Here is a 13,653-nt window from a genome sequence, read left to right as displayed (position 1 = left end):
GACGTGCAGCTTTCGGATTTCGCAGCCTATCCAAATCTCGTCGCGATGTTCCTCGACCGTGCCGGCACGCGCGGCGACAGCCCGTTCCTCTGGGCCAAGCACGATGGGCAATGGCGGCCGATAAGTTGGGCGGAAACGGTGCGGCAGGTGTGCCTACTGGCGGAAGCGCTGCGCGGCCTGGGCCTGAATCCCGGGGACCGCGTGGCGCTGGTTTCCGAAAATCGGCCGGAATGGTGCGTAGCCGACCTCGCGATCATGGCCGCCGGTCTCGTCACCGTGCCCACCTACATCACCAATACCGAACGCGACCACCTGCACATCCTGGAAAACTCCGGCGCACGGGCGGTGATAGTCTCGACCGCGAAACTCTCGCAGCCGCTGCTTCCGGCGGCGCTTTCGGCCCCTTGCGTCGAGCACGTCATCGGCATGGAGCCACTCCGCCAGATGCAGGCGGGCAAGCTGTCGTTCCACGACTGGGACACGATGATGACCGGCGATGCCGCCGCTGCTCGCCGCGCGGTCGACGAACGCCTGCGCACCGTGGATCGCGCGGATCTAGCCTGCATCATCTACACCAGCGGCACCGGCGGAAGCCCGCGCGGGGTACGTCTGCACCACGGATCGATCCTGCAGAACGTCGAGGGCGCGGCGCACATCCTGGCCGAAGACTTCGGCTGGGACGAGGAAGTGTTCCTTTCCTTCCTGCCGCTGTCCCATGCCTACGAACACACCGGTGGCCAGTTCCTGCCGATCGGCATGGGCGCCCAGATCTTCTATTCCGAAGGACTGGAGAAGCTCGCTTCGAACATCGAGGAAGTGCGCCCGACGATCATGGTTGTCGTGCCGCGCCTGTTCGAGGTCCTGCGCACCAGGATCATGAAGCAGGTGGAAAAGCAGGGGCGCGTCGCCAACTACCTGATGGACCGCGCGCTTTCCATCGGCGGGCGCAAGGCCGCTGGCAAGGGTCGGCTGATCGACGCGCCGATGAACCTCGTTCTCGATCGCACCTTGCGGCCAAAGATCCGCGCGCGCTTCGGCGGGCGGATGAAGGCGATGGTCTCGGGCGGGGCGCCGCTCAATCCCGACGTCGGGGTGTTCTTCCAGTCGATGGGGCTGACCATGCTGCAGGGCTATGGCCAGACCGAGGCGGGACCTGTGATTTCATGCAACCGGCCCAGGGTCGGCCTGAAGATGGACACGGTCGGCCCGCCGATGAAGGGCGTGGAAGTGAAGATCGCCGAAGATGGCGAAATCCTCGTGCGGGGCGAGCTGGTCATGCACGGCTATTGGCAGAACGAGGCGGAAACCGCCCGCGCCGTTCCCCAGAACGGCCCCAACGCAGGCTGGCTGCACACCGGCGACATAGGCCATCTCGACAAGAAGGGCCGCATCGTCATCACCGACCGCAAGAAGGACATGATCGTCAACGACAAGGGCGACAATGTCTCTCCGCAGAAGATCGAGGGCATGCTCACGCTTCAGCCTGAGATTGCGCAGGCAATGGTGTCGGGCGACAAGCGGCCCTACATCGTCGGACTGATCGTGCCCGATCCGGAATGGGCGCTCGATTGGTCGCGCGCGCAAGGCGAACACTTCGATTTCAAGAAGCTGCAGGACCTGCCCGCCTTCCGCAACGCCATCCGCGCGGCGGTGGACCGGGTGAACAAGGACCTGTCGGTGATCGAGAAGGTCCGCCAGTTCACCTTCACGGACGAAGCCTTCAGCATCGACAACGGCGAGATGACTCCCAGCCTAAAGATCCGCCGCCACAAGATCCGCGAACGCTACGGCGCAAGGATCGACGGACTGTACAAGGCCTGAGGAGCCAGGGCTGAGGAACCAGGGCTGAGGACCCAAGGCTGACAGGGCGGGGCCTAGCGCCCGGCCATCGCCTTGACCCGCGCGAGATAGGTGCGGCCGATGCGTTGCATCGTGCCATCCGCGAGTTCCGCCGACCAGACGCCGAGACCATCGTGTTTCAGGCCGGCGATTCGGTCGCGGCGGACGATGGTGGAGCGGTGAAGCCGGATGAAGCGATCCGGGTCGAGCCGTGCTTCGAGGCCCGCGATGGTGTGAAGCATCAGGTACGACCTCTGCCCGACGTGCAGGCGCACATAGTCGCGTTCGGCGTCGATGCGTTCGAGATCGGAAGCCGCCACGCGGATAAGTTCGGAGCGGTGAGGAACCCAGAATTCCTCGATCCATTCGCTCGCGGCCCGTTCCGGCGTCAACGGCGTTTCAGGGGCCGCGCTGCGACGGGCCTGCGCACGTTCCACCGCGCGCTCCAGCCGCTCCTGCGCAACCGGCTTCAGCACGTAATCGACCGCATCGCAGTCGAAGGCCTCGACGGCGAAATCGTCGTGCGCGGTGACGAAGACCACGGCAGGGCGGCTGGCCTGTCCGGCCAGAGCCCGGGCAACGCCAAGGCCGTCCACTTCGGGCATGGTCATGTCGAGCAGAACGAGGTCGGGCGCGAGCGCCTCGATCAGGCGAAGCGCGGCGGCGCCGTCGCTTGCGGTCCCCACCACCTGGAGCGCGGGGATGCGCGCGCAGAGGATCTGCATGCGCTCCACCGCCAGCGGTTCGTCGTCGACTATCAACGTGCGCAATTCTTCCCCCTCAGCATTCGTTGCGGACAATCGGCAGCGTCAGCACGGTCGCATAGCCGCCCGCCGGCAGCGGCCCGCTTTCCACCTTGGCCGCGTCCTCGCCAAAGCGCGCGGCGAGGCGGCTCTTCACGTTGGCAAGGCCGATGCCGGTGCCGCCGTTGACGAAGCTTTCGCCCGGCCCGTCGTCTGCCACCGTCAGGATCAGGAAACCGCCCGCCTCGCGCGCGGCTATGCGGATCGTCACCGGGCGGATAGTGGTCGAGACCGCGTACTTGATCGAGTTCTCAACCAACGGCTGCAGGATCATGCCCGGCACGCAGGCCGTCATCAGATCGTCCGGAACATCGAACTCGCACCGCAGCCTGTCAGGGAAGCGCACCGCCTCGATGTCGAGGTAGTGGCGCTGGAGCGCGATCTCGTCCTCCAGCGGGACGTCCGCAGTGGGATCGCCGGCAAGGCTGTGACGGTAGAAGCGCGAGATCGACTGGATCATTCGCTCGGCCTGTTCGCTGCGACCGACCATGACCAGGGCCGACAGCGAATTGAGCGTGTTGAACAGGAAGTGCGGGTTCACCTGGTAGCGCAGCGAGCGCAATTCCGATGCCTTGGCCGCACGCCGGTATTCGCCCTCGCGATATTCGGCGGCGCGGAGTTGCTCGCCATTGCCCAGCGCAAGATAGAGCGCGGCCCAGGCGATGAGCAGGAAGTAGCGACCAAGGGCAACGTCGGTGAGTTGCCGCCACAGCCCCTCGTTCTCTACCGTCTGGCGGATGATCGTCACATGGTCGGAGCCGCGATAATCCTCGGTGACGATCTCCGAGGGCGATGGTTCGGGCGTGGCGGAAGCGGCGGGCTCGGCCGAAACGGCAGGCCGGGCCGAGACGGAAGGCTGGGCCACGGGATGCGCGTCGGCATGTCGGGCACGGGCTTCGCGCGCGCGGGCCAGCGCGGCCTTGCGCAGCGCGTCGGCCTTGCCCAGCGCCTTCTCGGTCTCGCGCCGCGCGGCTTCGCGCACCTTCTCCTGCATGGCGGCAGAAATTGCCGGGGCCGGTGGTGCCGGGGGTGCTGGAGGAACCGCGCTGGCAGCGGGGGCAGGAGGTTCCGGCGGGACCGGGTCCCGGGCGCCGCTCAGGATCGATTCAACCTCGCCGTCATCGCCCACGACATAGACCTTGCCGCCAGTGCGCACTTCGGAGCGGCCATCGGCATATTGCCGCACATAGAGCCCCGGCTGGGAGATCACCGTGCTGCCGTCGGGATTCTGCACGATCCCGGCGTTCTTCAAGGCCTCTATGGTGCGTTCGTCGCCCAGGTTGCGCAGTTCCGCAACGTCCTCCTCGCTGAGCAACGGTTCCGTCGTCGGCGAGGCGTGGGCCGTCGAGCCCGGGGCATGGGTGGGGTGCGGGGTGCGGGGTGCCGGCGGCGGGGCAGGGGGTGGAGCAGGTACGGGCGGAACGAAGCCCTCGTCCAGCACGTCGACCAGAACGTTGCCGGCCATGTCGTGGCGGATCTTGACCGCGCCGCCCTTGCCATCGCCGTTCTTCACGGTGACCTGCGAGGTGCGGGTCGGGGCTTCATCGCCCTGATCGGTGCTGATCCGCTCGATCATCCGCTTTTCGACCGGGGCGAAGGCCCATTGGTTGACTGCCGCCAGCGCAAGCGCGGCCGGAAGCATGATGACCAGGGCCGCCCCCACGCGCGTTGCCAGCGGGCGCGCATCGAAGCGGCGCAGCAACGGCCAGCAGGCTACGGTCACGACGATCCCTGCAACGGTCACCAGCGCACGCCGCCACAGGAGGTCCGAAAAGTCGCCCAGTTCGACCACCAGCCCGCGCACGGTAATCAGCACGAAGTAGCAGAGCCACAGCGCCACGGCCGACAGGATTACCTGCCGTGCCGGCACGCGCGGGACGCCCGGATCGATTTGCGACAACGTCATGGCGTTCAGCCTAAACGCGAACCGCCCGACGCACCAGAACGGTGGTCGGGCGGGATATGCGGTTCATCGAAGCGAAAGAAAGGAAGGTCAGGCCGGAAGGAGGTGTTCCTCGGCGATCTTCTTCTTCCACACCAGCGGCGCGAGCTGGTGAACGTTCTGGCCCCCGGAATCGACGGCCACGGTCACCGGCATGTCCTCGACGGTGAATTCGTAGATCGCCTCCATGCCGAGGTCCTCGAAGCCGACGACCTTCGCCTCCTTGATCGCGCGGGCGACAAGATAGGCCGCTCCGCCCACCGCCATCAGATAGGCGCTCTTGTGGTTGGCGATGGACTGGGTCGCGGCAGGGCCACGCTCGGCCTTGCCGACGCTGGCGAGCAGGCCGAGGTCGAGCATGGTGTCGGAGAAGCTGTCCATGCGGGTGGCCGTGGTGGGGCCGGCCGGGCCGACGACTTCGTCGCGCACCGGATCGACCGGGCCGACGTAGTAGATCACGCGGCCCTTGAAATCGACGGGCAGTTCCTCGCCCTTGGCGAGCATGTCCTTGATCCGCTTGTGCGCGGCATCGCGGCCCGTCAGCATCTTGCCGTTCAGGAGCAGGCGGTCGCCCGCCTTCCAGCTCTGCACCTCTTCCTGCGTCAGCGTATCGAGATCGACGCGCCTTGCCGCCGAGTCCGGCGCCCAGTGCACTTCCGGCCATTCATCGAGCTTGGGTCGCTCGAGGAAGGTCGGCCCCGACCCGTCGAGCGTGAAGTGCGCATGGCGGGTTGCCGCGCAATTGGGGATCATCGCCACCGGCTTGCCGGCGGCATGGCACGGCGCGTCCATGATCTTGACGTCGAGGATGGTGGAAAGCCCGCCCAGCCCCTGCGCGCCGATGCCAAGCGCGTTGACCTTGTCGAAGATCTCGATGCGCAGGCGTTCGATGTCGGTCTGCGGCCCGCGCTGCTTGAGCTGGGCCATATCGATCGGCTCCATCAGCGCCTTCTTGGCGAGCAGCACGCAGTGTTCCGCGGTGCCGCCGATGCCAATGCCGAGCATGCCCGGCGGGCACCAGCCGGCGCCCATCTGGGGCAGCATCTCGATCACCCAGTCGACGATCGAATCGCTGGGGTTCATCATCTTGAACTTCGACTTGTTCTCCGACCCGCCTCCCTTGGCGGCAACATCGACCGTCACCTTGTTGCCCTTGACCATTTCCACGTGCAGCACACAGGGCGTGTTGTCGCGGGTGTTGCGGCGGGTGAATGCGGGATCGGCAAGAACCGACGCGCGCAGCTTGTTGTCGGGATTGTTGTAGGCACGGCGCACGCCCTCATCGACCACATCCTGCAACGAAAGGTCGCTTTCGAGGCGGCAGTCCTGGCCCCACTCGATGAAGACGTTGACGATGCCGGTGTCCTGGCAGATCGGGCGATGCCCTTCGGCGCACATGCGGCTGTTGGTGAGGATCTGGGCGATGGCGTCCTTGGCCGCTGGCCCCTGCTCGGCCTTGTAGGCCTCACCCAGCGCGCGGATGTAGTCCATCGGGTGGAAATAGCTGATGTATTGAAGCGCATCCGCAACGCTTTCGATCAGGTCCGCTTCCTTGATCGTCACCATTTCCGCCATCTTGCCGACTCCCTCAGATGTCCGTGTGAACCGCGCAGGCCAATACGCGGCAATTTGCGACAAGCAAACATCTTGGAAACGGCAGGTCGATAATCTACAGGCACTTGGCACAAATCAGGGCAGCCCCCGCGAACGGGAGCGCGGCCCCCCGCGAGAATGAGGGTTCAATGACCGTGGTTGAAGACCGTCCGGCTGCAGACGAGATGCTGGTCGCGCGCCGCGCGATGATCGATAGCCAGCTTCGCGTCAGCGGCGTGAACACGCCCGCGATCCTTGCCGCTTTCGCCGCCGTCCCGCGCGAGGACTTCGTTCCCGCGGACCGCCGCACCGTCGCCTATGCCGACCGCGCGCAACCGCTTGGCGATGGTCGGTCGCTCTCGCCCGCCCTGACCTACGGCCAGATGCTCGAAGCCGCGGCCGCGACGAAGGACGACAGCGTCCTCGTGATTTCGCCCAACGGCTACCTCGCCGCCCTCGCCGGCCATCTGGCGGGCACGGTCGCCCGTGCCGACAGCCTGACCGATGCCAAGGGTGGGCCCTACTCGCTGATCCTGATCGACGGCGCGGCGGAAGTGCTGCCCGAGTCGCTGGCCGCGCTGCTATCGGACGAGGGCCGCATCGTAACCGGCCTGTTCGACCGTGGCGTCACCCGCCTCGGCGTTGCCCGCAAGGCGCTTGGCAAGGTTGTCGCCACCCCCTTGGCCGAAGCCGATTTCGCCGTGCTGCCTGAAATGGCCGCGCCCAGGAAATGGAGCTTCTGAAGCCCATGACGACCGGCAAGGCACTGCGCCTCCTCCTGACGGCCAGTGCCGCCGCGCTCATCGCCACGCCTGCCCTGGCCGATGACCTGCGCGAGGCGCTGACCAGCGCATACAACACCAATCCCACGCTCCAGGCCGCGCGCGCAAACCAGCGCGCGACGGACGAAGGGGTGCCGCTGGCGCGGTCCAGCGCCCTGCCCAGCCTGTCGGGAACGGCGACCTACACCGAATTCCTCAAGAAGACGCCCAACGCCTTCACCGCACCCGACCGCTCGCTTTCCGCAGACCTGTCGCTTGGCGTTCCGGTCTATGCGGGCGGCGCCGTCAAGAACTCGATCCGCGCGGCCAAGACCCGCGTCGAGGCCGGACAGGAAGACCTGCGCGCAACTGAGTCCGGCATCTTCAGCCAGGTCGTGGCCGCCTACATGGACGTGATCCGCGACAGCGCGATCGTCGGCCTCAATCGCAACAACGTCGAAGTGCTCGAGGTCAACCTCAAGGCGACGAGCGACCGCTTCGACATCGGTGACGTGACTCGCACCGACGTGGCGCAGTCGAACTCGCGCCTCGCCCTTGCGCGCGGCGACCTGCGCACCGCCCAGGCCAATCTTGTGTCCAGCCGCGAGCGCTATATCCAGGTCGTCGGGAAAGCCCCGGCAGACCTCCAGCCGCCGCCGCCGCTTCCGGGCCTGCCCGCAACGCCGGACGACGCGGTCGACTTCGCGCTGGAGAACAACCCCGACCTGCTGGCCGCGCGCGAGCGTAGCAAGGCCGCCGGTTTCGACGTGAAGGTGGCCGACGCCGCCAAGCTGCCGACAATCTCGCTCTTCGGCGGCAGCAACTACACCGATTACTTCAATACGCTCGGCGGCAACTCCTCCGCCGCCTTTGCGCAGCACCAGACGACGGCGCAGGCCGGCGTGCGCGCCTCGATACCGCTTTACCAGGGCGGCGCTCCTGCTGCGCAGACGCGGCAGGCACAGGCGCGCGAAAGCGCCACGCTGGAGCAGGAAATCGGCGTGGAACGCGAAGTGATCGCGACCGTGCGATCGGCCTATGCGTCATGGAAGGCCGCGAACGAGATCATCGCGATGAACCAGACCGCGGTCGATGCCGCCGCGCTCAGCCTCGAAGGCGTGCGCGCGGAGAATACCGTGGGCAATCGCACGATTCTCAACATCCTCGATGCAGAGCAGGAACTGCTGCGCGCGCAGGTCCAGCTCGTCGCCGCCCGCCGCAATGCCTATGTCGCGGGCTTCAACCTGCTTGCCGCGATGGGCAAGGCGGATGCCAACGACCTCGGCCTCGATGGCGGCGCACTCTACGATCCGCAGGTCAACTACGACCGGGTGAAGAACCGCATCTGGGACTGGGACCGCGATCCCACGCCCGTCGCGAAGTCGACCCGCACCGTTGACACGCCCGCGCAGGATGCGACAATCGCGCCCACGCCGACGCCCTGAGGGAATCGGCGTGAAGGGGCTGAAGGGGGTAAGGAAGTTCGATGCGCCAGGCCGGTGAACCGTCCGTCGAGGAAATCCTCGAATCGATCAAGAAGGTGATCGCGCGCGACAATCGCATGGAAGCGCAAGGCCGTGCCGATGCCGCGCATGCTCGCCCCCGCAAGGAATCCCCGGCGCGCCCCGCCGAAGTCCTCGAACTGACCGAGACCGCCGACGACGAAGCAGACGAAGCGCTGGCAGAAGGGCTAATCGCCGATTCGGCCACGGCTTCGATGCGCGAATCGCTGGCCGCCCTTTCGATGCTGTCGCAGCCCGGTGCTGCACCGCAGATCGTCCGCTCAGGCGAGACCTCGCTTGAAGGTCTGGTCCGCGAAATGCTCAAGCCCATGCTGGCCGACTGGCTAGAGAAGAACCTGCCCGCCATGGTGGAGCGCATGGTTTCGGCCGAGATTGCCCGGATTGCCGGGAAGCGCGGATAACCCGTCGCATCGAATTTGCGGTTTGCGCCCGAGGTTTGAGGCGCTAATCCGGTTTCCATGAAAACCAACTCGCTGATCGCGGCGACGGCACTTGCCGTCGCGCTGGCCGCTCCCGCACATGCCGAACAGGCCGCTCCACTCTCTCCCCAGGATCTCGTGACGCTGAGCCGCCTCGGCGGCACCGCAATCTCGCGCGATGGCAACATGATCGCCTATGTCGTCACCACGACGGACCCGGTCAGCTACAAGCGCACGCCTTCGCTGTGGGTCAAGCCCGCCGGCAAGGGCGAGCCGCGCCGGATCGACACCGCCGGAAGCGCCAGCGATCCCGCCTTCGGGCCGGACGGCGCGCTCTACTACCTGTCGGATCGCAAGGTCGGCGAAAGCGAGCGCACGCAGGTCTGGAAGGTCGATCCCGCCACCGACGTCACGGCGCAGGTCACCGCCTTCGCCACCGACGTCGCCGGCTTCGAGCTTTCGCCCGATGGCAAGCGCATTGCCGTCTGGGGCGACATTGCCCGCACCTGCCCGACCTTCGGTTGCGAGAGCGACGGCAACACCGCGCTGCCCGGCCCCGGAACAGGCCGTCACTACAAGGACGGCGCGGGCTTCGTGCGCCACTGGGATGCATGGGAGACGCCGGGCAACTACAGCCGCGTGTTCGCATTCGACATTGGCCCCGACGGCAAGGTGACGGGCGAGGGCAAGGCTGCCGACGGGCCGGTCGGAACGCTCACCGGCGACAGCCCAGTCAAGCCCTTCGGCGGCGGCGAGGACGTGGCGTGGAGCGCGGATTCGCAATCGCTGTTCTTCGTCGCCCGCCAGGCCGATCGCAACGAGCCGACGTCGACCAATCTCGACATCTGGCACTCGAAGCTCGACGGCACGGCTCCGACGAACCTGACCGAGGCGAACAAGGCCACGGACAACACGCCAGCCCCTTCGCCTGACGGCAAGTGGCTCGCCTATGCGGCGATGGCGCGCCCCGGCTACGAGGCCGATCGTCTGGTGGTGAACCTCGTCAACCTCCAGACCGGAGAGCGCCGTGAGCTGACCGGTGCCTGGGACCGCTCGGTAGCCTCGCTTGCGTGGACGCCCGACGGCAAGGCGCTGATCGCGACGGCCGAGGACGTGCTCGATACGCCCGCCTTCCGCATCGATCCTGCCAGCGGCAAAGTCACCCGCCTCGTGCTCAATCCGGGCCGCGAAGGGCATGTCGGCAATGTCGTTCCGCTCAAGGACGGCCGCCTGCTCTATACCCGCGACACGATCGACGCTCCGGCCGAACTTTACATCGGCAAGCCGGGCAAGGGCGGAACCCGCCTGACCGACGTCGCAACGACCGCCCTTTCGCAACGCGCGCCGGTGGTCACCCAGCGCTTCAGCTTCAAGGGTGCCGACGGCGATACGGTCTGGGGGCAGATCACCAAGCCGGGCTGGGTCAAGGGCAGGATGCCCTCCGTCCTCTTCGTCCACGGCGGGCCGCAAGGCTCATACAACGATAGCTGGTCGAACCGCTGGAACCCGCGCGTGTGGGCAAGCCAGGGCTATGCGATCGTCTCGATCGATTTCCACGGGTCCACCGGCTACGGACAGGCCTTCACCGACGCGATCAACCGCCAGTGGGGCGGCAAGCCGCTGGAAGACCTGCAAAAGGGCTTCGCTGCCGCGATCGCCCTCGATGGGCAGATCGATGGCGAAAATGCCTGTGCGGCAGGTGCATCGTATGGCGGCTACATGATGAACTGGATCGCCGGGAACTGGCCGGACCGCTTCAAGTGCCTCGTCCAGCACGACGGCGTGTTCGATGCTCGCGCCATGGCCTACGAGACCGAGGAACTGTGGTTCGACGAGTGGGAGCACGGCGGGCACCCCTATTACGAGGCGCCCGAAGAGTTCGAGAAGTGGAATCCGGTGAACCACGTCGCCAAGTGGAAGACGCCGATGCTGGTCATCACCAGCGAAAAGGATTTCCGCATTCCCTACACGCAGGGTCTGGCCGCGTTCACCGCCTTGCAGCGTCGCGGCATTCCTTCCGAACTGCTGGTCTTCCCCGACGAGAATCACTGGGTCCTGAAGGCGAAGAACTCGTTGCAGTGGCACCAGACCTCGTTCAACTGGCTCGAACGCTGGTTGAAGAAGGGTGACAAGTGATCGCAAGCCGTGAGGAAATCGCCCAGGCCGAGCGCGCACTCGAGTTGCTGGGCGGCTTCGCCCCGAAGCGCCACATACTGCTCTGCGCGGGACCCGAAAAGGACAAGTGCGCTCCGCGCGCAGTGGGCGACGAGGCGTGGAACTACCTCAAGAAGCGCCTTGGGGAACTCAAGCTCGGCGGAGCGCAAGGAGTGCTGCGCAACAAGGTGGGGTGCCTGCGCGTATGCATCGCGGGGCCGGTCGCGGTCGTCTATCCGGACAACGTCTGGTATCACTCCTGCACGCCGCCGGTACTCGAGCGGATCATCCAGGAACACGTGATTGGCGGCGTCCCGGTCGAGGACTACCGGCTCAGGCAGCCCGCTGCATCACTTGCGGAATGAAGCCCAGAAGCTCGCTGGCAAGGAACCCCAGCGGGCCAACGGTCTCGGCGCAGCGCCGCCCTGCCTCGCCATGAAGCCAGACGGCCCATAGCGCCGCCACCGTCGGCTCCGCGCCGCGCGCGATCAGGGCTGCGGCAATGCCCGCCATGACATCGCCCGAGCCGCCGGTCGCAAGGCCGACATTGCCCCCGCTGTAGCTGAAAGTCGCGCCGCCCGGTTCCGCGACGATGCTCACCGCGCCCTTCAGCACGACGACCGATCCGAACCGCTCGGCACAGTCGCGCGTCGCGGCGACCCGGTCCTTGTCGATCTCGCCCGCATCCCGCCCGAGCAGCGCGGCGATCTCCCCGATGTGCGGGGTAAGGACTGCTGGCCTTTCCCGCCGACAGAGCGCCAAGGCATGGTCCGAAAGCGCCATGAGCGCCGCCGCATCCAGCACAAGCCCTGCCCGCGCCTCTTCTGCCAGCGCCATGCCGACCAGGGCCGAGGCCTGGCGCTTGCATCCCATTGCCGGACCGATGACCAGCGCGTCGCAGCGCCGGACGTCGTCCGCAATCCGCGCGACGGCGGCGTCGATCTCGCCCGCTTCGTCCATTGGCTGTGGCAGCACCGCCACTTCGGGCAGGAAGGCCCCGAGGATTACAGCCGTGGGTTCGACCGTGGCAATGCGCACCTTCCCCGCCCCTGACCTGAGCGCAGCCTCGGCGGTCAGCCGAACGCCGCCGGGCACGGTCATGCATCCGCCGACCACGAAGACCCGCCCCCGCGCGTTCTTGTCGCTTTCCTCGTCGGGCAGCGGAAGGGGATTTGCACGCAGCCATGCACCGTCGAGGGTCGTCACCTCAGCCACGGGCGGCCACCATCTGGTCCGGCTCGCGTGTTGCGGGAGTGCCCTCGCGGATCATCGGCGCAACCACGTTGAAGCGTTCCAGCACGAGTTCCCCGTCGCCCGGCCCACCGCGCTCCAGCCGATATTGCGTGATCGCGCAGTTGGCGATGTCGCCCTCCCGGTCAATGGCCAGGATGTCTGCCTCGGTCATGTGCTCGATGATGTAGCGCAAGCACAGAACAACCACCTGGTGCGCCACGATCATCACCCGCTTGCCGGCGTAGTGGAGCGATACGGTGTCGAGCAGCGCGCGGAGGCGGAAGATCACGTCGACCCAGCTCTCCCCGCCCGGCGGGCGATGGTAGAACTTGCCGAGAACCTTGCGAAAATCGGCCTGTTCGGGCTGGAACTCGCGGATACCCAGCGTGGTCAGTCCGTCGAGGATGCCGAACTCCTTCTCGCGCAGGCGCTCGTCGACGCAGATGCGCAAGGCAGGGCTGCAACCGCCTGCCTCGCGGAACAGCTCGGCCGTCTGGACCGCGCGGGCATAGGGGCTGGCTAGCACGATTTCGGGCCGCCCGCCTTCCTCGCCGCTGGCGAACCAGTGACCCAGCGCGCGGGCCTGCTCGCGGCCAAGACCGGAGAGGGGCACGTCGACGTCGCGGTGGTCGAGAGCGATACGCAGGTCGCCTGCGGCCATTGCCATGTCGCGCGCAACATTGCCGGCGCTCTGTCCGTGGCGGATCAGCCAGAGGACGCTCGGCCACCGCTCGCGTGCCTTCAGGTGCTGTTCGGTGTCGTTCATGTCGATCAAGCGAACGACCCTTGGGAATGTTCCGAAGGGCGAGCGCGGAACATTCGCGGCGCCTCACGGATTGTCCGGGCAACACCCCATCCGCTTTTTTCGAGGAACCACGACATGGCCCAGACCACGTTCACCGACGCGATCGCCTTGCTCAAGGCCGACCACCGCAATGTCGAGGCGCTGTTCGACAAGTTCGAGAATGCGCGCTCGGCCCAGAAGCAGGCGCTTGCCCTGCAGATTTGCAACGAACTGAAAATCCACACGATAATCGAGGAAGAGATCTTCTACCCCGCGCTCCAGGGCAAGATCGAGGACGAGACCTACACCGAAGCCTATGTCGAGCACGACGCGGCCAAGGTGCTCATCAACGACATCATGGCATCCTCGCCCGAGGACGATTTCTTCGATGCGAAGGTCAAGGTGCTGGGCGAGGAGATCAAGCACCACGTCCACGAGGAAGAGGCCCGCTCGGAAGGCATGTTCTCGCAGGCGCGCGATGCGGGCGTCGACCTGGTGGCGTTGCGCGACGCGATGATGGCCCGCAAGCAGGAGCTGATGCAGAAGGCGAAGGCGGAAGCGCTTCCCGAAGCGCAGCTCCGGGTAGTCCAGTCCTGACGCCG

Annotated in this window: 12 protein-coding genes; 7 read left to right on the top strand and 5 right to left on the bottom strand. The window is 66.5% G+C overall.

The window, feature by feature from the left end; translation table 11 throughout:
• Positions 1-3: 3 nt before the first annotated feature.
• Complete coding sequence (locus SARO_RS00955) at positions 4-1,821, top strand: AMP-dependent synthetase/ligase (RefSeq protein WP_011443854.1); 1,818 nt, start codon at positions 4-6, stop codon at positions 1,819-1,821.
• Positions 1,822-1,874: 53 nt separating this feature from the next.
• On the opposite strand, the gene SARO_RS00950 is transcribed toward SARO_RS00955, so the two are convergent.
• The 3 genes from SARO_RS00950 to SARO_RS00935 form a co-directional block, all read right to left on the bottom strand.
• A complete protein-coding gene (locus SARO_RS00950; RefSeq protein ID WP_011443853.1) occupies positions 1,875-2,609 on the bottom strand; it encodes a LytR/AlgR family response regulator transcription factor in 735 nt (244 codons plus the stop codon).
• Positions 2,610-2,619: 10 nt separating this feature from the next.
• Positions 2,620-4,548, bottom strand: a complete 1,929-nt coding sequence (locus SARO_RS21685; protein ID WP_011443852.1) for a sensor histidine kinase — start codon at positions 4,546-4,548, stop codon at positions 2,620-2,622.
• Positions 4,549-4,635: 87 nt separating this feature from the next.
• Positions 4,636-6,159, bottom strand: a complete 1,524-nt coding sequence (locus SARO_RS00935; protein ID WP_011443851.1) for a fumarate hydratase — start codon at positions 6,157-6,159, stop codon at positions 4,636-4,638.
• A gap of 167 nt (positions 6,160-6,326) precedes the next feature.
• Between SARO_RS00935 and SARO_RS00930 the strand changes: the two genes are divergently transcribed.
• Genes SARO_RS00930 through SARO_RS00910 form a run of 5 tightly spaced genes read left to right on the top strand, consistent with a single transcriptional unit; the run spans position 6,327 to position 11,399 of the window.
• Positions 6,327-6,920: a protein-L-isoaspartate O-methyltransferase family protein gene (locus tag SARO_RS00930; RefSeq protein ID WP_011443850.1), complete on the top strand. Its 594-nt coding sequence runs from the start codon at positions 6,327-6,329 to the stop codon at positions 6,918-6,920.
• Positions 6,908-8,383: a TolC family outer membrane protein gene (locus SARO_RS00925; protein ID WP_234007386.1), complete on the top strand. Its 1,476-nt coding sequence runs from the start codon at positions 6,908-6,910 to the stop codon at positions 8,381-8,383. The genes SARO_RS00930 and SARO_RS00925 overlap by 13 nt, the downstream gene beginning before the upstream one ends.
• A 41-nt stretch (positions 8,384-8,424) precedes the next feature.
• Positions 8,425-8,862, top strand: coding sequence for a DUF2497 domain-containing protein (locus SARO_RS00920; protein ID WP_011443848.1), 438 nt, complete (start codon positions 8,425-8,427; stop codon positions 8,860-8,862).
• A 57-nt stretch (positions 8,863-8,919) separates the two neighbouring features.
• On the top strand, positions 8,920-11,016 hold the full coding sequence (locus SARO_RS00915; RefSeq protein WP_011443847.1) for an alpha/beta hydrolase family protein: 2,097 nt from the start codon (positions 8,920-8,922) through the stop codon (positions 11,014-11,016).
• Positions 11,013-11,399 carry a (2Fe-2S) ferredoxin domain-containing protein gene (locus SARO_RS00910; protein WP_011443846.1) on the top strand — a complete coding sequence of 129 codons (387 nt, stop codon included), beginning with the start codon at positions 11,013-11,015 and terminating at the stop codon, positions 11,397-11,399. The genes SARO_RS00915 and SARO_RS00910 overlap by 4 nt, the downstream gene beginning before the upstream one ends.
• Here the strand turns inward: SARO_RS00910 and SARO_RS00905 are convergent.
• Positions 11,368-12,249 carry an NAD(P)H-hydrate dehydratase gene (locus SARO_RS00905; protein WP_011443845.1) on the bottom strand — a complete coding sequence of 294 codons (882 nt, stop codon included), beginning with the start codon at positions 12,247-12,249 and terminating at the stop codon, positions 11,368-11,370. The two genes, SARO_RS00910 and SARO_RS00905, sit on opposite strands and share 32 nt — an antisense overlap.
• Positions 12,242-13,033: a histidine phosphatase family protein gene (locus tag SARO_RS00900; RefSeq protein ID WP_041550594.1), complete on the bottom strand. Its 792-nt coding sequence runs from the start codon at positions 13,031-13,033 to the stop codon at positions 12,242-12,244. Before SARO_RS00900 ends, SARO_RS00905 begins: the two co-directional genes overlap by 8 nt.
• 114 nt (positions 13,034-13,147) lie before the next feature.
• On the opposite strand from SARO_RS00900, the gene SARO_RS00895 reads away from it, so the two are divergent.
• On the top strand, positions 13,148-13,648 hold the full coding sequence (locus tag SARO_RS00895; protein WP_011443843.1) for a hemerythrin domain-containing protein: 501 nt from the start codon (positions 13,148-13,150) through the stop codon (positions 13,646-13,648).
• Positions 13,649-13,653 lie beyond the last annotated feature (5 nt).

Origin of the sequence: Novosphingobium aromaticivorans DSM 12444 (assembly GCF_000013325.1) — a bacterium.
Taxonomy (GTDB): Bacteria; Pseudomonadota; Alphaproteobacteria; order Sphingomonadales; family Sphingomonadaceae; genus Novosphingobium; species Novosphingobium aromaticivorans.
The sequence above is the reverse complement of the archived record's forward strand: the minus strand, read 5'-3'. Positions and strand labels throughout refer to the sequence as shown.

Excerpts from the sequence above, each read along its gene's own strand:
- SARO_RS21685 (WP_011443852.1), bottom strand. The coding sequence starts at position 4,548 with ATGACGTTGTCGCAAATCGATCCGGGCGTCCCGCGCGTGCCGGCACGG.
- SARO_RS00935 (WP_011443851.1), bottom strand. The coding sequence starts at position 6,159 with ATGGCGGAAATGGTGACGATCAAGGAAGCGGACCTGATCGAAAGCGTT.
- SARO_RS00930 (WP_011443850.1), top strand. The coding sequence starts at position 6,327 with ATGACCGTGGTTGAAGACCGTCCGGCTGCAGACGAGATGCTGGTCGCG.
- SARO_RS00925 (WP_234007386.1), top strand. The coding sequence starts at position 6,908 with ATGGAGCTTCTGAAGCCCATGACGACCGGCAAGGCACTGCGCCTCCTC.
- SARO_RS00920 (WP_011443848.1), top strand. The coding sequence starts at position 8,425 with ATGCGCCAGGCCGGTGAACCGTCCGTCGAGGAAATCCTCGAATCGATC.
- SARO_RS00915 (WP_011443847.1), top strand. The coding sequence starts at position 8,920 with ATGAAAACCAACTCGCTGATCGCGGCGACGGCACTTGCCGTCGCGCTG.
- SARO_RS00900 (WP_041550594.1), bottom strand. The coding sequence starts at position 13,033 with ATGAACGACACCGAACAGCACCTGAAGGCACGCGAGCGGTGGCCGAGC.
- SARO_RS00895 (WP_011443843.1), top strand. The coding sequence starts at position 13,148 with ATGGCCCAGACCACGTTCACCGACGCGATCGCCTTGCTCAAGGCCGAC.